Raw genomic sequence first — 24353 nt, forward strand, 5'->3', positions numbered from 1 at the left:
CCTCCCACAGGGCCTATTCAAGCACCTCAGCGGGTGTTGTGGGAGGGCGCTTCAGCGCGCGATGCTGTGGTTCCTAAACCTAGCTGCCCGATACCGAACCCAGCGCGCCCAGGCAGTAGTATTTCGTTTCCAGGTACTCATCGATACCTGTAGCGCCACCTTCACGGCCAAGGCCGGACTGTTTGACACCGCCGAAGGGCACGGGCGGGCCGGTCATCTTCACGGAGTTGACGCTCACCATGCCGTACTCCAGTGCGCGCATCAGCTTCCAAATACGACGAATATCATGGGTGTAGATGTACGCGGCCAGGCCGTATTCGGTGTCGTTGGCCATCTCGATCACTTCGTCGTCGCTACTATAAGCGGTAATGCCGGCCACCGGGGCAAAGTTCTCTTCCCGCCATACTTTCATTTGCGGTGTCACACCGGTCAGCAGCACGGGCATAAAGAAGTTGTCGCCCGGTGCTTGGCTTTGGTCGCCCGCGATCATGGTGGCGCCTTGGGAGATCGCGTCGTCCACAATCGCGGCTGCTTTTTCGACCGCTTGGCGGTGAATGAGCGGGCCAAGATCAACTTCGCCGTGCAGGCCATTGCCCACGGTGAGGGCCGCCATACGCTCGGTGAACTGGGCCACGAACTCATCGTGAATCGATTCGTGTACCAGAATCCGGTTAGCGGCAAGGCAGTCTTGCCCAGCGGTTTGGAACTTGGCCGCTACCGCAGCATAGGCGGCTTCTTTCGGGTCCATATCTGGCCCGACGATAAACGGCGCGTTGCCACCCAGTTCCAGTGAAAGACGCTTCACGGTGTTAGCGCTTTGCTCGATGAGCAGGCGGCCAACGCGGGTGGAGCCGGTGAACGAGAGCGCACGAATACGCGGCTCGTTGCACAAAATCTTGGAGACTTCCGCAGGCTCGCCCAATACCACGTTGAAGATACCTTCGGGAATGCCTGCTCGCTCAGCAAGCTCAGCCAGCGCCAGCGCCGAGAACGGCGTTTCGTTGGCGGGCTTCACAATCACCGGGCAGCCTGCGGCCAGCGCGGCAGCGGCTTTGCGGGTGATCATCGCCAGCGGGAAGTTCCACGGCGTAATCATCGCGGCAATGCCCACCGGCTCTTTAATGGTGCCGAGCGATGCATTGGGAATGTGGCTAGGGATGGTCTCGCCGTAGGTGCGCTTGCCCTCTTCCGCGAACCAACGCACAAAGCTTGCGCCATACTCTACTTCACCACGGGCATCGGGCAGCGGTTTGCCCTGCTCCAGGGTCATAATCGTGGCGAGGTCTTCACGGTTGGCTTGAATGAGGTCGTACCAGGCCAGCAGGCGTTCGCAACGCTCGTCGGCGCGCAGTGCCCGCCAGTGGACAAACGCCGCTTCGGCGGCATCCACAGCAGCGGTAATTTGCTCTGCTTCCAGCAGCGGAATATGGCCAATGGCTTCGTTGGTTGCCGGGTCGTACACGGCCTCTTCACGGCCACCTTCGCCATGGGTCCACTTGCCGTTCACGTAGGCGTACTGCCGGAACAGGCGCGGATCTTCCAGGCGTTTAGCAAGCGTGGTCGATAGTGTGGTCATGGGCACCTCCCCAGGTTGCAGCCAATACGATGAGGCCTGCTAGAGGCGACACACCGTGCACATCAAAAGGATCATCCATCGCGGCTCAAGGGCCGCGCTAAATCGATGTGCCTAGCGTAAGGGAGAATCGCCACGAAGTGTTTTTGAAAGCGCCGGTGTTTTCCGGCACTTTTTTTGTGGCAAGACGTTTTATGATGGTTTTTTTTGGCCGCAAGGCAAAGCGGCTAAAGCGCAGCGCTGGGGTCGATGCCAATCGGCTGATGCTTGACAGTCTTCGTCACGATATACGTAAAGTAGCGCTCAATGCCCACCTCCGATACCAGCCATTTATCCATCAAGCGCTGGTAGCTATCGATGGTGCGGGCTTCGAACTTCACCAGATAATCGACGCCACCGCCGACGGCCACGCACTCGGTCACCTCGGGAGTTTGCATCACCAAGGCTTCAAAGCGGGCAAAGCTTTCGGCGTTGTGCTGTTTGAGCTCGATCTGCACCCACACCGGGTTACGCGGCACCAATACCTCGGCATTGATGCGCGCGGTATAGCCTTCGATCACACCCGCCTTCTCCAGGCGCTTCACCCGCTCCCAACAGGGGCTGACCGAGAGGTTAATCGCCTCGGCCAGCTTAGACTTGGTGATTCGCCCGTCCCGGGAGAGGATATCGAGGATTTTGAGATCAAAACGGTCCAGTTTCATCATGCCGGGGGCTACGCCTCCAGGCGTTCGACAACATCGGCGATCACCGCCAGGGTATCCCCCATATTGATCAGCGAGGGCGCACGGCGGGCCATGAGAATGCCATCGCGCTCGGCCTTGTACGCCACTGGTGCGGTGCCGCTGCGGGTCATATCGTAGACATAAGCGATGGTTTGGCCCTTCTTCACTTCATCACCCAGTGCCACCAGCAGCTCTAACACACCCGAATGCTGGCTCTGCACGTAGCAGCTAGCATCTGGCATATCGAGGTACATTTGCCCGCCTTCGGGCATTTCTACACTGCCCTCTACCAAGCCATAATGAATCAAGAAGTTGCGCACGCCACGTTCGGCAATGGCAATGCTTTGCGGCGTAGAGGTGCCGCCGCCGCCTAGTTCGGTCGCCACAAACACCTTGCCTTGGCGCTCGCAGGCGGTGTCGAAGAGTTTTTCGGCATCCAGCTCGAACATCACCATGGCGTAAGGCGCACCAAACGCTTTAGCCCCTTCCAGGGCGGCCTGCTGTTGAGCTTTGTCATCCAGCACGTGGGAGGCGCCAAACGGCAGAATATCCAGCGTGCGGCCGCCGGAGTGCAGGTCGAGCACTACATCGCTCATGGGCACCAGCACACGGGTGAAGTAGTCGGCAATTTGCGAGGTCACCGTGCCGTTAGGGTCGCCAGGAAAGCTGCGGTTCAGGTTGCCTTTATCCATGGGTGAGGTGCGTTTGCCCGCCATCACCGCTGGGGTATTCATGCAGGGCACGATGATCACGCGTCCGGTCACGTCTTCCGCTTTCAGCGTCGAGGAGAGCTTCAACAGCGAAGTGATGCCCTCGTACTCATCGCCATGGTTGCCACCGGTGAGCAGTGCCGTGGGGCCTTCGCCATTTTTTACTACCGTGACGGGGATCATCACCGCGCCCCAAGCCGACTCATCGGTGGAAATCGGCAGTTTTAAAAAGCCGTGCTGCACGCCATCGGCGTCGAAATCAACGGTGGCGGAAATGGGGCTTGGCCGCAGTTGGTTCGGTTGAAGCGTCATTGTGTTTCCCTTGTGTTATCACGCGGCTATTTGACGAACAGCTGGCGGGGGAAATTCGCCAGGGTTTCACAGCCATCTTCGGTTATTAGGATACTTTCGGTAATCTCCAGGCCCCAGTCATCAACCCATAGGCCGGGCATGAAGTGGAAGGTCATGCCGGGCTGCAGGATAGTTTCATCCGAGGGGCGCAAACTCATGGTGCGCTCGCCCCAGTCGGGTGGGTAAGAGATACCGATGGGGTAACCACAGCGGGCACCACCGCGGTCAAAGCCATATTTATCCATCGCCGCACCCAGCGCCATGGCAATATCTGCCGTGCGGTTGCCGGGCTTGGCAACCGCTAGGCCATTCTCGATACCTTCCAGCAGCGCCGACTCCGCACGGATAAAATCAACCGGTGGCGTGCCGAGAAACACCGTGCGCGACATAGGCGCATGGTAGCGCTTGAACACCCCGGCAATTTCGAAGAAGGTGCCTTCGCCGGTGCGAAATGGCGTATCGTCCCAGGTTAAGTGGGGTGCGGCTGCATCTTTACCGGTGGGCAACATGGGCACGATGGCGGGGTAATCACCGCCAAATACTTTGCCGTTTTCATCGACAAAGCCCTCAATACCCACGCGATAAATCTCCGATACTAGCTTGCTCTTGGGCAGACCAGGCTCAATCACCTCAAGAATGCGCGAGTGCATCCCCTCGACGATTCTGGCCGCTACCCGCATATAAGCAATTTCTTGAGGCGACTTGATCGCCCGGCACCAGTTCACCAGCGAGTTGGCATCCATAAAGCGCGCATGGGGCAACTCTTTCAGCAGGCTTTGATACGCTTTAGCGGAGAAGTAGTAGTTATCCATCTCCATGCCCACCACACCGATATGCCAGCCACGGTCCGGCATAATCGACTGCGCCAGATACTCCATCGGGTGCATATCAGGGTTCTGGACGTAGTAATCCGGGTAGTAGGTAATATTATCGGGATGAATCCAGCAGGTGCGCAGTGCACCATTGGCATCCATCCGGCGGCCGAACCATACGGGTTCGCCTTCCAGCCCCACCAGCACGCACTGGTGAACATAAAATGACCAACCATCGTAGCCGGTTAACCACGCCATGTTGGAGGGGTCGCTGACGATCAATACGTCAATACCACGACCGGCCATTTCAGCACGCACCTTCCACAGGCGGTTTGCATACTCTTCACGAGTGAAAGGCAGGGAAACCTCAGTCATCGGGCAACTCGCCATCAAAGATCACTAAGAACCAGCGCATGCCCTAAGGCTCACTGCGCTGGGCCACAGGATCGACCTGGCCACCGCCGCTGTTGGCCCGCCAATGTCGTCTTAAGGCGATACTAGCACCCCCCCTTGGCTGCCGGTCAAAGCCTTTATTACAAAAATTTCATATGCTGTTAACGTTAGCTTTATCTATACGTTGACAGCGTTCTCCATAATGCCCTCAGGTTGCGGTATTAAGCTCCTCTCGCCCATGATAGTCAGCATGCATTATTAACTGAGTACAAGGAGATAACATGAAAGTCGTAGTGCATATTGATGACGCGGCCCAGTGGCAGGCCGCTATTGCAGAGGCGCTTCCAGAGGCCACCGTGCTTACCAGTGATGCCCCCGCCAGCGAACGGGCCAACGCCGACTACCTAGCCGTGTGGAAAGCGCCCGCTCACCTCCTGCAAGAACAAACGCAGCTAAAAGGCATTATTAACCTAGGGGCTGGGGTCGATTATTTGCTGAAGACGCCTGGGCTCCCCAAGGATGTCCCTATTGTGAAGCTACGCGATGCAGGCATGAGCGAATTGATGGCCGACTATGTGCTTTACGGCGTGCTGCACTTCTACCGCAGCATGGACCGCTACGCCGCTCAGCAGCCAAATGCCCAGTGGCAGCCCCATGCGGTGCCGGATAAAGCGAACTGGCCGGTGGGTGTATTAGGGCTAGGCGCTATCGGCAGCTATGTGGCGAGCGCGCTTCAACAGGCTGGGTTCCCGGTGCTTGGCTGGAGCCGTACCCCCAAACAGATCAGCGGCGTGCGCTGCCTGCATGGCGAGAACGGTTTAAACGAGCTACTGAACCAAGCGCAAAGCGTAGTAACCATTCTCCCCGATACAGCGGCTACCCAGCACATTCTTAACGCCGAACGGCTGGCACAACTGCCGAAAGGTGCCAGCATCATTAACCCAGGCCGTGGTAGCTTGATTGATGAGCAAGCACTGCTGGACGCACTGGGCCATGACGGCCAGCCAGGGCACCTGCGCGGAGCACTGCTGGATGTTTTCCATGAAGAGCCGCTACCGGCAAACAACCCGCTCTGGCAGCACCCTAAGGTCATCGTCACTCCGCATATGGCGGCCCCCACACCGCTTAACGATGCCATTGATCAAGTGATTTCGTACCTGCACGCCTTTGAGGCGGGTGAAACTCTGGCTACCGTTAACCCCGACATGGGCTACTGACGTTTAACGCCACGCTCGTTATACTCGCACACGGAACCAAGCGCTCGCTAAAGGCTCTTAGGACGACACACTGTAGGGAGGAGGAGCCTTTGCAACACACATTCGCTCGTAACACACGGAACGGCCTATTGGGCGCTACATTGACTGCCGCGCTGATGACGAACAGCGCCGTCGCGCTTGCCGATGACAGCGCTTCCTTGGCCTCTCCTCAGCCATTCGAGGCGCAGTACCGGCTTGAAATTCGCGGCTGGCCGAGCGCCAACATTACCCATACGCTCACGCATGAAGGCTCGCATTGGCTGAGCGACATGAGTTTCTCCATTGCCGTCGCCCGAGGTAACGAGCGCAGTCGTTTCTACATCGATGATGGCGACACACACTCTTTGCTTTATAACAGCAGCTACTCTCTCTTCGGCGTCGGCGACAGCTATCAGCTCAACCAAGACGACATTCCCTCCATCGATCGTCAAGCCGCCCTGTTCGACCTCTCCCGCCGGGCTGGCACCGAAGGCTGCACCGAGAGCAACCCCTGCGATATCGACTTCGTGGATCACCGTGGGCGCGACGAACATTTCCAGTACTTCGTGAACGAGCCCACTACAGCCCGTGTGCCTGCCGGTGAGTTCGACGCTAAGCAGGTCACGCTGATTGATGCCGAAAAGCCTGACCGGCATTTGCTGATCAACTTCCATCCTGACTGGCCGGGGCTCATCCTCTCAGCCACCTATGAAAAAGAGGGGCGCCGACAAACGACACTCACCATGACCCACTTCAACCCCGCCGGGGGTAACGCGCCCTAAATGCTCTCTGGCCTATTGATCGTTTTACTGCCGCTGTTTTTGGGCTACTTGGTACGTGTCCGTTCGACCCGCTTGCTGAATCTGATTAACCGAGCCGTCAGCGGCTCGGTGTACCTGATTCTGCTGTTTATGGGCGTGAGCCTCGCCGGGCTTGAGAATTTAGGCAGCCAGCTCTCTCGTCTGGGTGGCAATGCCCTACTGCTGTTTACCATCACCACGCTGTTTAACTTAGCCGCACTGTGGTGGCTTTCTCGGCGAGTGCGGCTCAGCGCGGGCGGCTCTCCGGTAGTGAAAGATGCCCCCACCAGCAAGCTCGCCGCCATGCAGGGCTCGTTAATGCTGGTGGGCGTGGTCGCAGCGGGTGTCACTGCGGGGCTGCTGCTTGGGCCTATGGTTGGCGAGGCGCTGTTCACCACCGCCGACTGGCTAGCCGAGTGGGTGCTGTATTTACTGCTGGTGTTGATTGGCTGCCAGCTACGCAACTCCGGTATGCCGCTGAAGCAGATTTTGCTCAATCGCTTGGGGCTCGCCATTGCAGTCACGCTGGCCGTTAGCTCTCTGCTAGCGGGCTTGGTAGCCGCCCCGCTGCTTTCGCTGAGCTGGAACGAAGGCCTCGCGATGGCCTCAGGCTTCGGCTGGTACTCGCTTTCCGCCATTTTGATTGGCGACCAACTTGGCCCGCTGATGGGTGGTGTGGCGTTCTTCAACGACCTCACCCGCGAGCTGCTGGCGTTCATCCTGATCCCACTGGTCATTCATCGCCATACCGCGCTGGCGATTGGCTACGGCGGGGCGACGTCCATGGATTTCACTCTTCCTGTTATCCAGCAGCACGGCGGCGTGGCCTGTGTGCCCATTGCCGTGGTTAGCGGCTTTATCCTCTCGCTGCTGTCGCCTCCGCTGATTCTGTTCTTTCTTTCGCTTTCGGGTTAGCACGCACGGGCGCTCCTTGGTTAGGATACGCAGCAAACGCACACCCTCTTTTATGACCAAGGACGCCCACCCGCCATGCTCAACGGAATCTGGTTAAGCTTCTTTATTGCCGCCTTTGCGGCATCGCTCTGGCAGTGGCTGGTGGGTGGCGATAGCGAAGTGTTTGCCCGCTTGGTGCAGTCGCTGTTCGATATGGCGAAGGTGAGCGTCGATATTATCTTGGTGCTGCTGGGCACCATGACGCTGTGGCTGGGGTTTCTTTCCATTGCCGAAAAGGCAGGGTTGATACGACTACTGGGGCGGGTACTCGACCCGCTTTTTAGCCGCCTGATGCCCGAAGTGCCCCGTGGCCACCCGGCCATGGGGCTGATTAGCATGAACTTCGCGGCGAACATTCTCGGCCTGGATAACGCCGCCACGCCGCTCGGTATCAAAGCGATGCATTCGCTGCAAAGCCTTAATCCCAGCAGTGAGACTGCCAGCAACGCTCAAATCCTGTTTTTAGTGCTTAATACCTCGTCGCTCACCCTGCTGCCCGTCACTATTTTTATGTACCGCGCCCAGCAGGGAGCCACCGACCCGACGCTGGTCTTTTTACCGATCTTGTTAGCGACAAGCGCCTCTAGCCTGGCTGGGCTTTTGGCAGTAGCGGTGATGCAGCGTTTAAAGCTCTGGCACCCGGTCGTGTTGGCCTATTTAGTGGCGGCTGCGTTAGCGTTAGGGCTATTGATCACCACTTTAGCGGGGATGTCCGCTCAGGCGCTGGCGGCGGCCTCAACGCTGGTGGGCAATCTGACCCTGTTTAGCATTGTGATGATGTTTCTAGTGGTTGGCGCGCTTCGCGGAGTGAAGGTGTACGACGCCTTTATCGAAGGGGCTAAAGAGGGCCTGAGCTTTACCATCACCCTGCTGCCCTACCTGATTGCCATGCTGGTCGCGGTGGGTGTGCTGCGCGCCAGCGGCGTGCTGGATGCCGGGCTTGGCGGTATCCGCTGGCTGGTTGAGGGCATCGGCTGGGACACCCGCTTTGTGGATGCGCTACCCACCGCCTTTGTGAAACCGCTCTCCGGCAGCGGCTCCCGCGCCATGATGATCGAAACCATGAACACCTTTGGTGTCGATAGCTTCCCTGGGCTACTGGCGGCCACCTTCCAAGGCAGCACCGAAACCACGTTTTACGTGCTGGCGGTTTACTTCGGTGCCGTAGGCATCACCCGCATTCGCCATGGACTGGGATGCGCCCTGGTCGCCGATGTGGCAGGCATCACCACCGCCATTCTGGTGTGTTACTGGTTCTTTGGCTGAATTGCGCGAAGAGTGTTGTACCAAGCCAGGCCTGCCATGAAATTTGGCGCAGCGGTGCAGTTGGTTGCACTCACTGCGCCAATTGCTGCACCAGAGTGCATCACATAAAAAAAACGGTGCGGGCCAAGGGGCCGCGCACCGCTGTCGTTACTCACTGATAAACGCCGTTAGAGACCCGCTTTAGCCGCTCGCGCTGCGTGAAGCTTCTTGTAGCTTTCGATCAGGCGCTGGTGGCGATCCAAGCCCTCTAACTGCATATTGGTGGGCGTGAGGCCGTGGAAGCGCACGCTGCCGTCTACTGAACCCACGACCGCCTCCATAGTCGCTTCGCCAAACATGCGCTTGAAGTTGGGCAGGTAGTCGTCCAGCTCCAATTCGTCGTCCAGCTCAATCTCCAGCACCGCGTTGACCGCCTGGTAGAACAGGCCGCGCTCAACGGTGTTGTCGTTGTACTGGAGGAACATCTGCACGCAGTCCAGCGCCTCTTCATGGCGGCCAAGTGCCAGGTAAACCAGCAGTTTCAGCTCCAGAATGGTTAGCTGGCCCCACACGGTGTTCTCGTCGAACTCGATACCAATTAGCGTGATGATATCGGCGTGGTCGTCCATCTGGCTCTCTTCCAAGCGCTCGACGAGATCGGTGAGCTGCTCGTTATCCAGGCGGTGCAGATTGAGAATATCTTCGCGGTAGTCCAGCGCCTTGTTGGTGTTGTCCCAAACCAGGTCTTCGATGGGGTACACCTCGGAGTAGCCTGGCACCAGAATCCGGCACACCGGCGCGCCGAGGTCTTCGTGGACCGCCATGTACACTTCCGCGCCCAGCTGTTCAAAAATGCCAAACAGCGTATTGGCCTCTTCTTCGTTGCTGCCGGAGAAGTCCCATTCACTGAATTCAAAATCAGGCTTGGCACTAAAGAAACGCCACGACACCACGCCGAAAGAGTCGATAAAGTGTTCTACGAAGTTGTTCGGCTCGGAGACGGTTTGCGAGTTAAATGTCGGCAGCGGCAGGTCGTTAAAGCCTTCAAAGCTGCGCCCTTGAAGCAGTTCGGTCAGGCTGCGCTCCAGCGCTACTTCAAAACTTGGGTGGGCACCAAAGGAAGCGAATACCCCGCCGGTACGCGGGTTCATCAGCGTCACGCACATTACCGGGAACTGCCCGCCCATGGAGGCATCCTTCACCAGCACCGGGAAGCCCTGGGCTTCCAGGGCATTGATGCCCTCGACAATGCTGGGGTACTTGGCCAGCACTTCTTGCGGTACGTCGGGCAGGGTCAATTCCTGTTCGAGGATCTCCCGCTTCACCGCCCGCTCGAAAATCTCTGAAAGGCACTGTACCTGAGCCTCCACCAGCGTATTGCCCGCGCTCATGCCGTTGCTGAGGAACAGGTTTTCGATCAGATTGGAGGGGAAGTAGACCGTTTCGCCGTCGCTTTGGCGCACAAAGGGAAGCGAAACGATGCCCCGGTCTTCACGGCCCGAGTTGGTATCAATCAGGTTCGAGCCACCCAGCTCGCCTTCCGGGTTGTAAATCGCCAGGCAGTGCTCGTCGAGAATTTCGGCGGGCAGCTCGTCATTCGGCCCCGGCTTGAACCACTTCTCATTGGGGTAGTGCACGAATTCGCTGTTCGCGATCTCTTCACCCAAGAATTGATCGTTGTAGAAGAAGTTGCAGCTCAAACGCTCGATGAACTCGCCCAGCGCCGAACACAGCGCGCTCTCTTTGGTCGCGCCTTTGCCGTTGGTAAAGCACATGGGCGAGGCCGCATCGCGGATATGCAGCGACCACACGTGGGGCACGATATTGCGCCAGGAGGCAATCTCGATCTTCATGCCAAGGTCGGCCAAAATACCGCTCATGTTGGCAATGGTCTGCTCCAGCGGCAGATCTTTGCCTTCGATGTAGGTGCTACTCCCCTCCGGCGCGCCCATCAGCAGCGCTTGGGCGTCCTCGTCGATGTTCTCGACCACTTCAATCTGGAACTCGGGGCCGGTCTGAACAACCTTCTTCACCGTGCAGCGGTCGATGGAGCGCAGAATGCCTTCGCGATCCTTTTCCGAGATATCTTCCGGCAGCTCGACCTGAATCTTGAAGATCTGCTTGTAGCGGTTTTCCGGGTCGACGATGTTGTTTTGCGACAGGCGAATGTTCTCGGTGGGAATATTGCGCGCGTTGCAGTACACCTTGACGAAGTAGGCGGCACACATGGCCGACGACGCCAGGAAGTAGTCGAACGGGCCGGGGGCCGAGCCGTCGCCCTTGTAGCGAATCGGCTGGTCGGAGATGACCGTAAAATCGTCGAACTTGGACTCCAGGCGGAGGTTGTCGAGATAGTTAACTTTGATTTCCATAAGCGGGCGTCCGGAGTAATGAGTGTGCCTGAGCGCCAACGCATCAGGCGAATGGCGGCCATTATCCAGTTTTTTGCCCGCTTCGTCTTGGGCAGTCGCGTGAATCGCTTATTGCGGCTCCAGCAAGAACGGCAGCGACTCCTCTAGCAGCAGGTCAGGAATCTCTTCGGCGATATAGTGCCCGCAAGGCAGCGCTCGTACTCCGCCAGCGCTTCTGGAGCGAACGGTGCCATGCCCGCGCTGCGGGCGCCCATCCGATAGGCAATATCGACGCCGTTAACGCGGCGTGTCTGTTTTTCAAGCCCTTCAAACATGGCTAGCTCCTCGCGGATAGATGATGCTCTTCATTCGACGACTTCTTGTAACCGTTCGATCAGAAAGTCTTTCAGCGCGACCACCGCGGGAGTGAGCGACAGCCGATGCGGGCAGACGAGATACAGCGGCGCGGGCTCGGTAGAAAACGAGGCCAACAGCGCCACCAAGCGGCCTGCATCGAGGTCTGCCTGAACATCGAGGCGAGATTTATAGGCAATGCCCTCTCCCGCCAGCGCCCAGCGGCGCACGCACTCGGCATCGTCGCTCACTCGATTGCCCTGCACGCTGATACGCTCACTGCCGAACTGCCACTGGTTGTGCACCCGCTCACCCAGGTTGAAGCAGAGGCAGTTGTGCTGGCGTAATTCATCTGGAGTGGCAGGCTCGCCGTGGCGCGCGATATAGCTTGGTGCTGCGCACACCGCCCGGTGGTTATCGCTTTTTAGCGGCAGGGCTACCAGGCTGGAATCCTCCGGCACGCCGTAGCGCAGGGCAATCTCCACCGGCTGGCGAAACAGGTCGCTCACCCGGTCACTCACCCGAAGCCGCAGGCGCAGCTGCGGATGCCGTGCCATAAAATGGTCCAGCCAGCCCAGCAGCACGTTGCGGCCTAGATCAGACGGCATGGAGAGGCTGAGTTCTCCCGCTATCTCCTGGCGCTCGCGGTGCAGCTCTTTTTCCCCTTCGGCAAGGGCCCTCAATGCCGTTTTCGCATGCACTAAATAGTGCGCCCCGGCGGGTGTTAGCCGCAAACTGCGGGTAGAACGTACCAGTAGCCGCGTGCCCAACGCGTCTTCAAGCCGTTTGATCGCCACGCTAGCCACTGCAGGGGTAATCGCCAGCTCCCGCGCGGCGGCGGAAAGGCTGCCGTGCTCGGCAGCATAGACAAACACGTTTAGGTCACCGGTACGCATGGGTCGATGGCGCCCTTATTTTCAAAAAAAATTGGAAACTGTTAGCTACATTAGCCCTCTTTTTCATAAAACAACACCCAGGCATGATGTCGCCATTCATCATCGCTTGGAGAACGACCATGAAAGCATTCGCGTTTACCAAAAGCCTGCCAATCGACCACCCAGACGCCCTGCACGCCGTCGAGCTGCCGCTCCCTACACCCGAACCCCACGATATCCGCGTTGCGGTCAGCGCAGTTTCCGTCAATCCGGTAGATGCCAAGGTGCGCAAAAGCGCGCTACCTGAAGGCGGCGAGCCGCGGGTACTGGGTTACGACGCGGTAGGCGTGGTCGATGCCGTGGGCAGTGCAGTCACTCGCTTTCAGCCGGGTGACCGGGTGTGGTACGCGGGCAGCATCGCACGCCAAGGCTCCAACGCTGAGTACCAGCTGGTCGATGAGCGCATCGCCAGCCTAGCGCCGAAGAGCCTCTCCGACGCCCAGGCCGCCGCCCTGCCGTTAACCGCCATTACTGCCTGGGAACTGCTGTTCGACCGCCTAGAGCTGGGCATGCGCGACACCCAAGGCAAAACCCTATTAGTGGTAGGCGCTGCGGGGGGTGTTGGCTCGATTCTGATTCAGCTCGCCAAGCAGCTCACCGATATCACCGTGATTGGGACAGCCTCACGCCCGGAAAGCCAAGCCTGGGTCACGTCGCTCGGCGCCGATGCGGTGATCGACCACCGCCAACCGCTGGATGAAGCGCTCAAAGCCGCAGGCTATGAGCAGGTGGATATGGTGGTCAGCCTCAATCAAACCGATCACCACTTCGAGGCGATCATCAATGCTCTAAAACCCCAGGGCAAGCTGGCGCTGATCGATGACCCGGAACTGATCGATGTGCGCAAACTCAAGCTCAAAAGCCTGTCACTGCACTGGGAGCTGATGTTCACGCGGCCGCTGTTTACCACCGAGGACATTGCCAAGCAGCACGACCTATTGAGCGAAGTCGCCGCCATGGTGGATAGCGGCCGTTTAACCACGACGCTGGGCGAGGTGCTTGGCCCCATCACTGCCGATAACCTAACGCGTGCCCACGCGCTGATTGAGAGCAACCGCACCGTGGGTAAGCTAGTGTTAGAGGGCTTCTAACCACGCGCACGGCTTATTTTAAGCGGACGTAAAGAGCGAGCCGTTGCACTCTTGGGCGCAAGGCGGCACATTAGCCGCCACCGCCCAAGAGTCACGCCTATGCACGATGAATTTGTGGCCAATTTGCGCCTGCTGTGCAGCTACTACCCCTCTATTGCCGACGTGTGCCGTCGCCTGCCCATCAACCGGGCGCAGTTCAACCGCCACCTCAGCGGACGCTACTACCCCAGCCATGCCGCGCTCCAGCGTATTTGCCACTTTTTTGGCGTCACGCCGGACGACATTGCCCTGCCCCACCACGATTTTCGGGCGCTGGTACAAACCGGCCAGCTCAATGCCGACACCGCGAGCACCTCTCTGCTCGCCGCCGTGAACAACGACGTGTCTAGCGGTGATTACCACTTCCGCGCTCGCCATTGATGTATCGCCTGCTAGCGTGGCACCAGCACTTGATCGAACAAAATGGCCTCGAAGTGTTCCATAGGGGCCAGAGATTTGAGTGTTTTGGCCCGCAGAATCGCCCCTTCCCATCCGGAGAGAATAAAGCTGGCCAGCGCCTCAGGCGGGATGGCGGCATTGATCGTGCCGTCGGCTTGGGCTTGGCTCAAGCAGGCCACAAAGCGTTTTTCCCAACGCTGAAACACCAAATTCAGGGCATCACGGAAGGTATCACTCTGGCCGGAAAGCTCCTGACCGAGATTACCGATCAAGCAGCCGGTGATGTGATCGCAGTCGAGCATATGGGCGCGCCCGGTGGCAAAGTAGCGGCGCAAACGCTCCAGGGGCGGCAGGGCGGGGTCTTCCAGCAGCGCCGCTAACGACGCATCGTAATCGTCGGCAAAGCGCTCGATGACCGCCAAACCGAAGTCTTCTTTGCTGGAAAAGTAGTGGTAGAACGAGCCTTTGGGGACACCGCAGGTTTTTAATACAGCATTGATACCCGTCGCATTATAGCCCTGCTGGGCAATCAGCTCGGCACCAGAATCAATGAGTTTGTCGCGGGTGGCGGTGTTTTTCATAACGTCGTACAGACCAGAGAATCTATGGCTTTTCACATGAATGATGGCAGCTATTGCTTGCTGCGTCAGCGTTTGGTGCAAAAAAGCCCCGTCACATCGGGTTGCACACTTTTTGCACAAAGCTTACCTAATCGCTGCGTGGCAATCGGTGATGCTAGCATGATACGCGCTCTTTTCTGGAATTTTTGCTCTCAGCCAACGGATAACACCCGTCCATGACCCCCTCTCGCTCTTACGCTTTTTCTCAGCAAGGTCGCATCGGCTTCGGTGCGCTGGCAGCGCTATTGGTATTTGCCGGTGGTTTAGCCCTCGCTTGGTGGATCGTTAGCCAGCCGCCACGGGTCGAGCGCCGCCCGCCGCCTCCGCCAACGCCGCCCGTGGTCGATGTCATCACCACGGAACAGCAGGTGCAGTCACCCACGCTGAACGGCTTTGGCCGCGTTGAGGCAGAAAAATCCACCGAGCTTGCCAGCCGCGTAGCGGGCCAGCTAGAGCGCTTTGGCGATGGCGTGCTGCCCGGCCGAGTGGTCGAACAAGGCGTACCGGTAGCCTATATCGATCAAGCTGACCTGCGTTTGGCTCTCGAAGACGCCGAAGCTCAACTGGCGAATGCCCAGGCGCAGCTCGCCTTAGAGCAGGCCGAGCAGCAGCGCGCGCGCAGCGAGTACGAATCCTTTGGCCGTCAACTCAGCGCCGAACGCCGCGCGCTGGTGCTGCGTGAACCGCAGCTCCGTCAGGCCCAGGCTCAACTGACCCAAGCCCGCGTGGTGCGTGACCAAGCGGCGCTCAACCTAGAGCGTGCGACCTTAACCGCCCCGTGGCGCGCCATGGTGCAAGAGCGTTTGGTGGGCGCTGGCAGCCTGCTGAGCCAAGGCACCGCCGTGGTGAGTTTGGTCGGCGTCGAGCAGTTCTGGGTGCGCGCCTCGCTGCCGGGCGAAACGCTGGATTGGCTCTCGCCGGGGGGGAGCGTCACGCTGACCAGCCAAGGCTGGCCAGAAGGCGCCTCTCGGGAAGGCACCTTGCTCTCTATTCTGCCCAACCTCGAAGAGAATGGCCTGCAGGCCCAGCTGTTGATTGCCGTGGATGATCCGCTGGCGCTCAACCAGGACGGCCCCGCCCTGCGCTTGGGCGATGTGCTGCGCGTGGCGTTTCATACCACCGCCGAAGAGCCCTTGATTGCGCTGCCCTCAGCCGCACTACGCCCCGGCGAGCAGGTGTGGTGGGTGGATGACGAGAATCGCCTGCAGAGTACCCAGGTCACACTCGCCTATCGCGGCCAGGAAGAAGTGCTGATACGCAGCGGCCTGGAGCCCGGTCAGCGGGTAGTGACAGCCGGGCTGGCCCAACCCCGAGAGGGCCAGGAAGTGCGGATTCGCCAGCGTGGCGATACCCCCGCTCAGGATGAGGGAGCGGCTCAATGATGCGTAAAGGCCCGCTGGCGTGGATGGTCGATCACGGCGTCGTCCCCAACCTGATGATGGTACTGTTTATCGTCGGCGGGTTAATGGCCTCACTGGCGATCAAAAAAGAGGTGTTTCCCGAATTCGAGACGGAAATCGTCCAGGTCACCATCAGCTATCCGGGCGCTACGCCAGAGGACGTCGAGCAGAGTTTGCTGCTGCCGGTCGAGGCCGCGATTGCCGATGTGGAAGGCATCGATGAACTGACCGCCAGCGCCAGCGAAGGCAGCGGGGTGGTCAGCGCCACGCTAATTGATGGCGTGGACGTGATGCGGGCGTATCAGGATATTCAGCAATCCGTGAACGCCATCACCACCCTGCCCGCCGCCGCCGACCCGCCCCGCTTCACCCTGGCAGGCCGCTCGCGCAGCGTGGTCAGCCTTCAGGTATATGGCAACGTGGGCTTGGCCGCGCTCCACGACGCCGCCGAAAACGTACGCGCCGAGCTGCAGGCCACCAGCGGTATTTCCCGCGCCGAGCTTTCCGGCAACCGCGAACGGGAAATCCAGGTTCATTTGGATGACGAGGCCATCGAGCGCTACGGGTTGGATCATCAACAGCTAGCCAGCCGCATTGCCGAGGAAGCGCTGGACCTTGCCAGCGGCCAGCTCACGACCGCTGAAGGCGAGTGGCTGATTCGCTACCAGGGGCGGCGCAACAGCGCCGAGGAGTTTGCCGAACTGCCCATCTTAACCACCGCCCAGGGTGCGCCCGTTATGCTCGGCGATATCGCCAGAGTGAGCGAAGGCTTTGCCGAAACCGACCGGGAGGAGTTTTACAACGGCCAGCCAGGGCTATCGGTGGATGTGTATCAAATCGGCGACCAAACGCCCACGAGTATTTCTAATGCGGTTTACGGTGAGTTAGCGCGGCTGCAAGCCAACCTGCCCGATGGCGTCAGCCTGGACGTTTCACGGGATAGCTCGAAAGTTTACGAAGACCGCCTCAGCCTACTGCTGAAAAACGCCTGGATGGGCTTGGCGCTGGTACTGATTTTGATGGCGCTGTTTTTAGAAGCGCGGCTGGCCTTTTGGGTCACGCTAGGCATTCCCACGGCGTTTTTAGGGGCCATGCTGTTTCTACCCTGGGTCGGCGTATCGCTCAATATGATGTCGATGTTCGCCTTTATCATCGCCCTAGGCATCGTGGTGGATGACGCCATTATGGTAGGCGAAAACATCTACAGTTACCGAGAGCAAGGCTACTCGCTGCGAGATGCGGCGGTTAAAGGCGCTCAAGAAATTGCCACTCCGCTGACCTTTGCCATCCTCTCCAATATCGTCGCGTTTCTACCGCTCTTGTTCCTGCCGGGATTTCTGGGGCTGATTTTTGCCACCGTGCCGGTGGTGGTGATTACCGTGTTTATTATCTCGCTAGTGGAAGCGCTGTTTATTCTGCCCGCCCACTTGGCTCACGCCAGCAAGCCCCGCCAAACGCCCGCGTGGCAGCGGCCTATCGAAGCGGTGCGACTCAGTATGCAGCGCGGCCTGCATCACTTCACCTATCAACAGTTTGAGCCTCTGTTACAGCGCGCACTCAATCAGCGCCTGCTCACCGTCGCTATGGGGGTCGCCATTCTCTGTGTGACCATGGCCTGGGCGATGAGCGGGCGGTTAGGTTTTTCGCTGATGCCTCGGGTCGAGTCTGATCAGGTGCAAGCCACCGTCACCCTGCCGATTGGCAGCCATATCAGCGTAAGCCGCGAGCTAAGCCAACAGCTCCTCGATGCCGCCGCACAGCTCAGCGAGCAGGAAGAGACCCTCACCTTCAGCAGCACCCGCAGTAGCCTAGATGGCGAAAGCCTGGAAGTGCGTTTGGATATCGCGCCGGAAAGCCTGGATGCCTGGCCTCCTTCTCGCATCGCTCGGGAGTGGCGGGACCTCACCGGGGATCTGTTAGGCGCGCAGTCGGTACGCTTCGAGTCTGACTTTGGCGGCCCCGGTAGCGGGGCGGCGTTGAGCCTGCGCCTCTCTCACCCCAATACCCAAGTGCTGGAGGCCGCCGCCGCAGATTTGGCCGAACGGCTAGCCGAATATGGCTTGACCGATATCGACAGCGGCCTGGGCGATGGCAAGCCACAGCTAGAGATGCGCCTCTCCGCCGAAGGTCGTTCACTCGGGCTGACCGGCAGCGACCTCGCCCAGGCGCTGCGCGGCCCGCTGCAAGGAGCCACGGCGGTGGAGCAGTTTATCGGCCGCCAGGAGGTGAGCGTGGAAGTGCGCCTGCCGGAGCAGTCGCGCAACAGCCTTAGCGAGCTATACCGCCTGCCGGTCAGAACCCCCGACGGGATGAGCGTGCCGCTCTCTAGAGTCGCGGATATCACTCTGAGCCAAGCCTCCAGCAGCCTGCAGCGTATTGATGGGCGGCGGATTATCACCGTCACCGCCGATTCAGAGAGCGACCAAGCGATTAACCAAGTGCTCGCCACCCTGCAAGAAGAGGTCTTCCCCACGCTCAGCAACACCTGGCCAGGGCTTGAAGTGAGCATGGGCGGCCGTCAACAGGACACCGCCGACAACCTCGCCACCCTGCGTAACGCCATGTGGCTGATGTTAGCCGCCCTCTATGCGCTGCTCGCTATTCCGTTCAGAAGCTACCTACAGCCGCTGTTGGTGATGGCCGCAATTCCGTTTGGTATCGTCGGTGCCGTGGGCGGTCATATGCTGATGGGCTTTGGGCTGTCGATCATCAGCCTATTAGGTATGCTAGCGCTCTCCGGCGTGGTGATTAACGATGCGTTGGTGTTGATCGACTACGCTAACCGTAAGCGACGGGAAGGCATGGCGCCTCGCGAAGCGATTGTGGCCGCCGCCACCCGACGCTTGCGGCCGATTATGATGACCACGCTGACCACATTCCTGGGGCTTGCGCCGATGATTCTGGAAACCTCACGCCAGGCACGCTTTATGATCCCCATGGCGATTTCGCTAGGCTTTGGCATGCTCTTCGCCACCCTGATTCTGCTGCTGGTAGTGCCCTGCCTCTATTTAGGGCTGGAAAACCTACGTGAACGGTTAAGCGCCCCGCGCCAGCCTAGCCAGCAGGGCATAAACTAATGAGTAGATGGACCCGACTGCGTCAGTGGCGGCCCTCACGGCTGGGGCTAAAGCTGTTTGTGGCAATTTTAAGCGTTAACGTGGCCATCGCGGCGAGCGTGTTTCTGGCGGTCTCTTACAGCATCGACCGCGGCTTTCTTGAGTATCTCAATCAAGCCCAGGAGCGGCGGGCCACGCTGCTTGCCGATGGGCTGATTACCCGCTGGGAAACCCAGGGCGACTGGGCTTGGTTAGAAGCGTCGCCTGATCGCTGGCCCTATATTGTGCGCTTTGAACTCGGTCAGGAGCATCGTGACCGTCCATCGCCTCTCGGCGAAGCTGAGGATTTTGCTCTGCGCGATAGCAAAGGGGATTATGTTGTACCACCTGCGGATACACCGCGTGGCTCAATGGGCTGGCGCTGGCTAACGCTGTATAGCGATATGACCCCAAGCGGCCAGCGAGAAGCGATTGGCGCGCTGGGTTTTCGCCCGCCGCAGGAGATGATGGAGCGCATGGAGAGCCGCTTTCTGGAGCGCCAGCAGCGTAACCTAGTGCTAATCGTGATCTCGCTAGGGCTGGCCTCGCTGCTGCTGGCAGGCGGGCTCTCCTGGTGGCTGGGTCGGCGCACCCGCGCCCTGGCCGGGGCTACGCTGCGCTTAACCGAAGGCGACTACCACACCCGCCTGCCAGAGCGTGGTAAAGACGAGCTTTCCCGCCTTGCCCGAGATTTCAACGTGCTGGCCGCCACGCTTGAAGCCAGCCGTGAAGCCCGCGCCCGCTGGGTCTCGGACACCGCCCATGAGCTGCGCACCCCACTGGCCGTGCTGCGGGGTGAAATTGAAGCCATGCAGGACGGCATCCGCCCGCTGAACCAGGAAAACTTAAGTTCGCTGGCTCAGGAAGTGGCTCAGCTAGAGCGCTTAGTAGCCGATTTACGCCTGCTCTCCCAAAGCGATGCGGGCGCGCTGGATATCCAGCTTGCCCCCATGAATCTCAGCGAAAGCCTGGAAAGCCGCCTGAACGACGCCGACCGCTGGCTGGAAGAGAGCGGCCTGACCCTCACCACGGCCCTGGCCGATGATGTGATGATTCGTGGCGATGCCCAACGACTACGCCAGCTGTGGAGCAACCTGCTGGATAATAGCTGTGCCTACACCCAGCCGCCTGGAAAGCTAAGTGTTTCCCTTATCTGCGAACGGGGCGACGCGGTGATTACCTGGCAAGATAGTGCCCCCGGAGTTCCTGAAGAGGAGCTGTCACGTTTAACCGAGCGGCTCTACCGGGTGGAGGGTTCGCGCAACCGCGCCAGCGGTGGCAGCGGCCTGGGGCTTTCTATTGCCAGCGCGCTGGTAACGGCTCATGGCGGCACGCTCACACCCAGCGCCTCGGCGCTGGGTGGCTTAACTTGGACCCTACGGTTGCCACTGTTAACCGCCTCTTAAACGACCATAAGCGAGCTAACTATGTCTCAGAGTGATTCACATCCCGACGCATTACCTCAAGATGGTTTACCCGAAGACGCCTCCCTGCTGATCGTTGAGGATGAGCCCAAAATCGCCCGCCTCATGGCCGATTACTTACAAAGCAATCATTTTGCGCCCAGCATTATCAGCCACGGCAATGAGGTGATCCCCTGGCTCAATAAGCATTCGCCTGAACTGGTGCTGCTGGATGTTATGCTACCGGGCAAAGATGGCCTGACGCTGTGCCGGGAAATCCGTCAACAGTGGCCCAAGCTCCCCATTATCATGGTCACCGCCAAGGTAGAAGAGGTAGACCGGCTGCTGGGGCTAGAGTTAGGCGCAGATGATTACATCTGCAAACCTTTCAGCCCTCGAGAAGTAGTGGCACGTGTTAAGGCCGTGCTACGCCGCAGTCATGCCGCTGCACAGACAGCACCCACCACCACCGCCCCCAAAACGCCCATCACGCTAGATGAAGAGGGCTGGCAGGCACTGGCCGACGGCCAAGATTTAGGCTTAACAGCGGTCGAGTTTCAGTTGCTGCGCGTGATGATGCAGTCTCCAGGACGCATCTTCAGCCGCGAGCAGTTGATGGATCATATGTACCGCGATAACCGCATCGTTTCCGAGCGCACGGTGGATAGCCATATTAAGAAGCTGCGCAAAAAAATCACCGAAGCCCTCCCCGACCAAGAGATCATTCGCTCGGTTTACGGGGTAGGCTATAAGTATCAGCCGGAAGGATGAACCACTACTGCTATTGAGAAGGTCACGGTTGTTGCACACTTTGTGCAAACGATTTACACCAAGCCCGTTAATACTGACATCGTCAAATTACCATGTATTCATTAGAAACGAGGTATGCCATGAAGATGTCACTACGTCAGCTATATGCTCCTGCCCTGCTCGCCGTTGCCCTTACACCGCTGGCCTTTACCGCCCAGGCAGACAACCATGAAGGCCGTGGCATGGACCGGGAAGCCATGATGGAGCGCATGGAAGAGCGTCGCCAGGAAGTTTATCAACGCGCAGAACTGAGCGAAGAGCAGCAAACGGCGCTTAATGAAGCACACGCTGAGCACCGCGAAGCCGTGCTTGCCCTGCGTGAAGAGCATCAAGCCCGTGTCGCTGAGATTTTATCGGAAGAAGAGCAGCAGGCACTGCGTGACGCTATGCACGAGATGCATGCTGAGCACCGCCACGAGCGTGGACACGGTAAGCGCGACCATCACGGTGACTCGGCCCAGGAAATGGATGCCGAGGAAACGGCTACCGAGTAAGCGTTTATTTAGCGTCAAACCCACCCTACACGCCCAGCCTAGCTGGGCGTGTTTGTTTCTATACGCCTGTTACGCCTGTTGGCATCTTTTTTACCGCCCTGATGCGTTAGCCATTGGCTTGAAGTGAATGCCTAAACCGCGTATTTTATTTGGGGTATCCGGAATTTCTGGTTGATAAAATGCCAAAGATGTAAAGAAGAAAATCTTTCTCAGCGGATTATCTGATTGATCCTCTTCAGCCTACTCTACTGCCAATTTTCTGTTTCCACCTTCGCCTGAGTCTTCATAGCGATGCTGACTAGGGAGGACAGCGAGAGCTGGGCAAGCGTCAAAGCGGTTCTGGTTCATGCGCAATCCGGACACCTGCACAACATTCCTCTTGTAAGAAACCGATCAAATTCTCTAGGTGCCCATACTCGGATATACAGACAATCGTGCGGCTATGTTTCTCCTGCCGGATCAGCCCTACCTTGGCCATGCGCGCAAGGTGATGTGATAGCGTCGAAGCAGGAATACCCAGCCCCTTCTGGATATCTCCGACCGAAGCCCCATCATGGCCAGCTTTGACCAGAAAGCGGAACACGGACAGTCGGTGACTATTCCCTAGCTCAGCTAAGCTGGCTGCAACCTTTTCGTGATCCATAGCACGCCCCAATAATTCGATGTTTCTAGAATTATAGTTGACAGGTCGGATAAACGCAAGTAGGCTGCGTACATCATTTCGACAATACTAGAAATATAGGAGTAATGTTGAATGTCATCTCAACTCCAAGACGCTCTAGGCATGTTCGCCTTTCTCGCTATCGAGCTATCGGTTATATTCATTGGCATTAGCTTGCTGGTCGGAGTTCTTCAACGTCACATCCCACCATCCAAGGTGGAAGCGTTACTGACTTCCAGTGGGAAGCGAGGCTATTTTCTTGCTGCTGGTTTAGGAGCTATAACGCCCTTCTGTAGTTGCTCGACTATCCCCATGTTGAAAGGGTTGATTCGGGCACGGGCCGGTTTTGGGCCGATGATGGTGTTTCTTTTCTCATCTCCGTTGCTGAATCCTATCGTCGTCGGCCTGCTGGTTGCCACGTTTGGATGGACACTTACTGCTATCTATGTGCTCGCCGCTTTGGTGGTCGCGGTAGGTGCCGGATGGCTGCTTCACACGCTTGGCTTCGAGCGTTATGTGCGCCGGACGGCGACACAAGAGAGCAGTGGATGTAGTTCATCAGCAAGCCCGTGCAGTGCTACATCGACCGCATCGAGTTGCGGCACCAACAGCTGCGACACCACTCCGAAGACGGCTTCTTGCGGGGCTGATAGGAAGACAACAGTCTCTACGTCTAGCGAATGCTGTGACAGTCAACCCACTGTCACGGTTAAGAAAGAAGGGAAGTACAGTGGTGTGTGGCGGGAAGCTTGGTCGGACTTTATCGATGTGTTGCCTTACCTGCTCATCGGTATTGCGATTGGCAGCGTGGTCTATGGTTTCATGCCCACTGACTTATTGGAGCAGTATGCAGGCCCAGATAATCCCTTTGCCATTCCAGTTGCCGCTGTCATCGGCGTGCCGTTGTATATTCGCGCTGAAGCCGTCATACCTCTGGCAGCGGCTCTGATGGCCAACGGCGTGGGTGCCGGGACGGTGCTAGCGTTGATCATCGGCAGTGCCGGAGCCAGCCTGACTGAGCTCATTCTGTTGCGCTCTTTGTTCACGCTGAAGCTTTTAGCGGCGTTTTTAGCAGTCATTTTTGCTATGGCGATGATTGCCGGTTACGCCACCTACCTGTTTTTCTGATCAAGGCGGGAGATGATTAATTCGTTAAGCCTTCCTGGGTACCAGTTGGTGGATTCTGATGAGCAGAATGAAGACATACATTTTCGGCTTGAAGCACCTACACCAGTAGCCTGCGAGGGGTGCGGCGTGCAGGGTGAGTTCGTGCGGTTCGGCAAGCGTGACGTTCCCTATCGTGATCTGCCCATCCACGGCAAGCGGGTCACTCTCTGGGTGGTCCGCCGCCGATACACCTGCCGGGCCTGCAAGACAACATTCAGGCCCCAGCTACCGGAGATGGTGGACGGATTCCGTATGACACTGCGGCTGCATGAGTACGTGGAGAAGGAATCCTTCAACCACCCCTACACCTTTGTGGCGGCACAGACCGGCCTGGACGAGAAGACGGTGCGCGACATCTTCAACGCCCGCGCCGAGTTCCTGGGGCGCTGGCACCGCTTCGAGACGCCCCGCATCCTGGGCATTGACGAGCTATACCTGAACAAGCGCTACCGCTGCATTCTGACCAACATTGAGGAGCGAACCCTGCTCGACCTGCTGGCCACCCGCCGCCAGGACGTGGTGACCAACTACCTGATGAAGCTGAAAGACCGGCAGAAGGTCGAGATCGTCAGCATGGACATGTGGAACCCCTACCGGGCAGCGGTCAAGGCTGTGCTGCCCCAGGCCCGTATCGTGGTCGATAAGTTCCATGTGGTGCGCATGGCCAACGATGCCCTAGAGAGAGTGCGCAAGGGCCTCAGAAAGGAGCTGAAACCGTCCCAGAGCCGGACTCTCAAGG

Annotated in this window: 22 protein-coding genes; 13 read left to right on the forward strand and 9 right to left on the reverse strand. The window is 58.6% G+C overall.

Features of this window, described 5'->3' with window-relative positions:
- Window positions 1-79: 79 nt before the first annotated feature.
- From L1249_RS08410 to doeA, 4 genes are all read right to left on the reverse strand, one after another.
- The gene (locus L1249_RS08410) at window positions 80-1576 is read right to left on the reverse strand and encodes an NAD-dependent succinate-semialdehyde dehydrogenase (RefSeq protein WP_228168310.1); all 1497 of its coding nucleotides are present in this window, start codon (window positions 1574-1576) and stop codon (window positions 80-82) included.
- Window positions 1577-1800: 224 nt separating this feature from the next.
- The gene (locus L1249_RS08415) at window positions 1801-2277 is read right to left on the reverse strand and encodes an Lrp/AsnC family transcriptional regulator (protein WP_172514812.1); all 477 of its coding nucleotides are present in this window, start codon (window positions 2275-2277) and stop codon (window positions 1801-1803) included.
- Window positions 2278-2285: 8 nt separating this feature from the next.
- A complete protein-coding gene (gene doeB, locus L1249_RS08420; protein ID WP_054640945.1) occupies window positions 2286-3317 on the reverse strand; it encodes a N(2)-acetyl-L-2,4-diaminobutanoate deacetylase DoeB in 1032 nt (343 codons plus the stop codon).
- Between the two features lie 26 nt (window positions 3318-3343).
- Window positions 3344-4543 carry an ectoine hydrolase DoeA gene (doeA, locus tag L1249_RS08425; RefSeq protein ID WP_044628651.1) on the reverse strand — a complete coding sequence of 400 codons (1200 nt, stop codon included), beginning with the start codon at window positions 4541-4543 and terminating at the stop codon, window positions 3344-3346.
- Window positions 4544-4842: 299 nt separating this feature from the next.
- Between doeA and L1249_RS08430 the strand changes: the two genes are divergently transcribed.
- The 4 genes from L1249_RS08430 to L1249_RS08445 all read left to right on the forward strand — a co-directional run bounded on the left by L1249_RS08430 (window position 4843) and on the right by L1249_RS08445 (window position 8816).
- Window positions 4843-5778 carry a 2-hydroxyacid dehydrogenase gene (locus tag L1249_RS08430; protein ID WP_228168311.1) on the forward strand — a complete coding sequence of 312 codons (936 nt, stop codon included), beginning with the start codon at window positions 4843-4845 and terminating at the stop codon, window positions 5776-5778.
- Between the two features lie 155 nt (window positions 5779-5933).
- On the forward strand, window positions 5934-6578 hold the full coding sequence (locus tag L1249_RS08435; protein WP_089675805.1) for a hypothetical protein: 645 nt from the start codon (window positions 5934-5936) through the stop codon (window positions 6576-6578).
- Complete coding sequence (locus L1249_RS08440; protein WP_137094741.1) at window positions 6579-7511, forward strand: lysine exporter LysO family protein; 933 nt, start codon at window positions 6579-6581, stop codon at window positions 7509-7511.
- A 75-nt stretch (window positions 7512-7586) separates the two neighbouring features.
- The gene (locus L1249_RS08445; RefSeq protein ID WP_172416463.1) at window positions 7587-8816 is read left to right on the forward strand and encodes a nucleoside recognition domain-containing protein; all 1230 of its coding nucleotides are present in this window, start codon (window positions 7587-7589) and stop codon (window positions 8814-8816) included.
- 167 nt (window positions 8817-8983) lie between these two features.
- On the opposite strand, the gene L1249_RS08450 is transcribed toward L1249_RS08445, so the two are convergent.
- The 3 genes from L1249_RS08450 to L1249_RS08460 form a co-directional block, all read right to left on the reverse strand.
- On the reverse strand, window positions 8984-11167 hold the full coding sequence (locus L1249_RS08450) for an OsmC domain/YcaO domain-containing protein (RefSeq protein WP_172416464.1): 2184 nt from the start codon (window positions 11165-11167) through the stop codon (window positions 8984-8986).
- Between the two features lie 143 nt (window positions 11168-11310).
- Window positions 11311-11481, reverse strand: coding sequence for a hypothetical protein (locus tag L1249_RS08455; RefSeq protein ID WP_167348100.1), 171 nt, complete (start codon window positions 11479-11481; stop codon window positions 11311-11313).
- A gap of 30 nt (window positions 11482-11511) precedes the next feature.
- Window positions 11512-12396, reverse strand: coding sequence for a LysR family transcriptional regulator (locus tag L1249_RS08460; protein WP_172416465.1), 885 nt, complete (start codon window positions 12394-12396; stop codon window positions 11512-11514).
- Between the two features lie 119 nt (window positions 12397-12515).
- On the opposite strand from L1249_RS08460, the gene L1249_RS08465 reads away from it, so the two are divergent.
- On the forward strand, window positions 12516-13526 hold the full coding sequence (locus L1249_RS08465) for a zinc-binding alcohol dehydrogenase family protein (protein ID WP_062374058.1): 1011 nt from the start codon (window positions 12516-12518) through the stop codon (window positions 13524-13526).
- 99 nt (window positions 13527-13625) lie between these two features.
- On the forward strand, window positions 13626-13946 hold the full coding sequence (locus L1249_RS08470; protein WP_232059462.1) for a helix-turn-helix domain-containing protein: 321 nt from the start codon (window positions 13626-13628) through the stop codon (window positions 13944-13946).
- A gap of 11 nt (window positions 13947-13957) precedes the next feature.
- Here L1249_RS08470 and L1249_RS08475 read toward each other — a convergent pair whose 3' ends face one another.
- Window positions 13958-14545, reverse strand: a complete 588-nt coding sequence (locus L1249_RS08475; protein ID WP_074211573.1) for a TetR/AcrR family transcriptional regulator — start codon at window positions 14543-14545, stop codon at window positions 13958-13960.
- A gap of 215 nt (window positions 14546-14760) precedes the next feature.
- Between L1249_RS08475 and L1249_RS08480 the strand changes: the two genes are divergently transcribed.
- The 5 genes from L1249_RS08480 to L1249_RS08500 all read left to right on the forward strand — a co-directional run bounded on the left by L1249_RS08480 (window position 14761) and on the right by L1249_RS08500 (window position 21786).
- Window positions 14761-15966, forward strand: a complete 1206-nt coding sequence (locus tag L1249_RS08480) for an efflux RND transporter periplasmic adaptor subunit (protein ID WP_235253507.1) — start codon at window positions 14761-14763, stop codon at window positions 15964-15966.
- On the forward strand, window positions 15963-19061 hold the full coding sequence (locus tag L1249_RS08485) for an efflux RND transporter permease subunit (RefSeq protein ID WP_235253508.1): 3099 nt from the start codon (window positions 15963-15965) through the stop codon (window positions 19059-19061). The genes L1249_RS08480 and L1249_RS08485 overlap by 4 nt, the downstream gene beginning before the upstream one ends.
- Complete coding sequence (locus L1249_RS08490) at window positions 19061-20485, forward strand: ATP-binding protein (RefSeq protein ID WP_172416469.1); 1425 nt, start codon at window positions 19061-19063, stop codon at window positions 20483-20485. Before L1249_RS08485 ends, L1249_RS08490 begins: the two co-directional genes overlap by 1 nt.
- Before the next feature lie 21 nt (window positions 20486-20506).
- Window positions 20507-21253, forward strand: coding sequence for a response regulator (locus L1249_RS08495; protein ID WP_228219842.1), 747 nt, complete (start codon window positions 20507-20509; stop codon window positions 21251-21253).
- A gap of 119 nt (window positions 21254-21372) precedes the next feature.
- Complete coding sequence (locus tag L1249_RS08500; RefSeq protein WP_172416470.1) at window positions 21373-21786, forward strand: hypothetical protein; 414 nt, start codon at window positions 21373-21375, stop codon at window positions 21784-21786.
- A 328-nt stretch (window positions 21787-22114) separates the two neighbouring features.
- Here L1249_RS08500 and L1249_RS08505 read toward each other — a convergent pair whose 3' ends face one another.
- Complete coding sequence (locus L1249_RS08505; protein WP_008294929.1) at window positions 22115-22429, reverse strand: ArsR/SmtB family transcription factor; 315 nt, start codon at window positions 22427-22429, stop codon at window positions 22115-22117.
- A gap of 111 nt (window positions 22430-22540) precedes the next feature.
- Between L1249_RS08505 and L1249_RS08510 the strand changes: the two genes are divergently transcribed.
- Window positions 22541-23575, forward strand: a complete 1035-nt coding sequence (locus L1249_RS08510) for a permease (RefSeq protein ID WP_159342928.1) — start codon at window positions 22541-22543, stop codon at window positions 23573-23575.
- A 12-nt stretch (window positions 23576-23587) separates the two neighbouring features.
- The coding region (locus L1249_RS08515; protein ID WP_235253509.1) for an ISL3 family transposase at window positions 23588-24353 on the forward strand (766 nt) is incomplete at its 3' end.

This window comes from Halomonas sp. Cn5-12 (assembly GCF_021532545.1).
GTDB lineage: Bacteria > Pseudomonadota > Gammaproteobacteria > Pseudomonadales > Halomonadaceae > Vreelandella > Vreelandella aquamarina.

Excerpts from the sequence above, each read along its gene's own strand:
- L1249_RS08490 (WP_172416469.1), top strand. The coding sequence starts at position 19,061 with ATGAGTAGATGGACCCGACTGCGTCAGTGGCGGCCCTCACGGCTGGGG.
- doeA (WP_044628651.1), bottom strand. The coding sequence starts at position 4,543 with ATGACTGAGGTTTCCCTGCCTTTCACTCGTGAAGAGTATGCAAACCGC.
- L1249_RS08410 (WP_228168310.1), bottom strand. The coding sequence starts at position 1,576 with ATGACCACACTATCGACCACGCTTGCTAAACGCCTGGAAGATCCGCGC.
- L1249_RS08435 (WP_089675805.1), top strand. The coding sequence starts at position 5,934 with ATGACGAACAGCGCCGTCGCGCTTGCCGATGACAGCGCTTCCTTGGCC.
- L1249_RS08455 (WP_167348100.1), bottom strand. The coding sequence starts at position 11,481 with ATGTTTGAAGGGCTTGAAAAACAGACACGCCGCGTTAACGGCGTCGAT.
- L1249_RS08465 (WP_062374058.1), top strand. The coding sequence starts at position 12,516 with ATGAAAGCATTCGCGTTTACCAAAAGCCTGCCAATCGACCACCCAGAC.
- L1249_RS08495 (WP_228219842.1), top strand. The coding sequence starts at position 20,507 with ATGTCTCAGAGTGATTCACATCCCGACGCATTACCTCAAGATGGTTTA.
- L1249_RS08505 (WP_008294929.1), bottom strand. The coding sequence starts at position 22,429 with ATGGATCACGAAAAGGTTGCAGCCAGCTTAGCTGAGCTAGGGAATAGT.
- L1249_RS08470 (WP_232059462.1), top strand. The coding sequence starts at position 13,626 with ATGCACGATGAATTTGTGGCCAATTTGCGCCTGCTGTGCAGCTACTAC.
- L1249_RS08415 (WP_172514812.1), bottom strand. The coding sequence starts at position 2,277 with ATGATGAAACTGGACCGTTTTGATCTCAAAATCCTCGATATCCTCTCC.
- L1249_RS08485 (WP_235253508.1), top strand. The coding sequence starts at position 15,963 with ATGATGCGTAAAGGCCCGCTGGCGTGGATGGTCGATCACGGCGTCGTC.
- L1249_RS08510 (WP_159342928.1), top strand. The coding sequence starts at position 22,541 with ATGTCATCTCAACTCCAAGACGCTCTAGGCATGTTCGCCTTTCTCGCT.
- L1249_RS08460 (WP_172416465.1), bottom strand. The coding sequence starts at position 12,396 with ATGCGTACCGGTGACCTAAACGTGTTTGTCTATGCTGCCGAGCACGGC.
- L1249_RS08500 (WP_172416470.1), top strand. The coding sequence starts at position 21,373 with ATGAAGATGTCACTACGTCAGCTATATGCTCCTGCCCTGCTCGCCGTT.
- doeB (WP_054640945.1), bottom strand. The coding sequence starts at position 3,317 with ATGACGCTTCAACCGAACCAACTGCGGCCAAGCCCCATTTCCGCCACC.
- L1249_RS08445 (WP_172416463.1), top strand. The coding sequence starts at position 7,587 with ATGCTCAACGGAATCTGGTTAAGCTTCTTTATTGCCGCCTTTGCGGCA.
- L1249_RS08440 (WP_137094741.1), top strand. The coding sequence starts at position 6,579 with ATGCTCTCTGGCCTATTGATCGTTTTACTGCCGCTGTTTTTGGGCTAC.
- L1249_RS08480 (WP_235253507.1), top strand. The coding sequence starts at position 14,761 with ATGACCCCCTCTCGCTCTTACGCTTTTTCTCAGCAAGGTCGCATCGGC.
- L1249_RS08475 (WP_074211573.1), bottom strand. The coding sequence starts at position 14,545 with ATGAAAAACACCGCCACCCGCGACAAACTCATTGATTCTGGTGCCGAG.
- L1249_RS08450 (WP_172416464.1), bottom strand. The coding sequence starts at position 11,167 with ATGGAAATCAAAGTTAACTATCTCGACAACCTCCGCCTGGAGTCCAAG.
- L1249_RS08430 (WP_228168311.1), top strand. The coding sequence starts at position 4,843 with ATGAAAGTCGTAGTGCATATTGATGACGCGGCCCAGTGGCAGGCCGCT.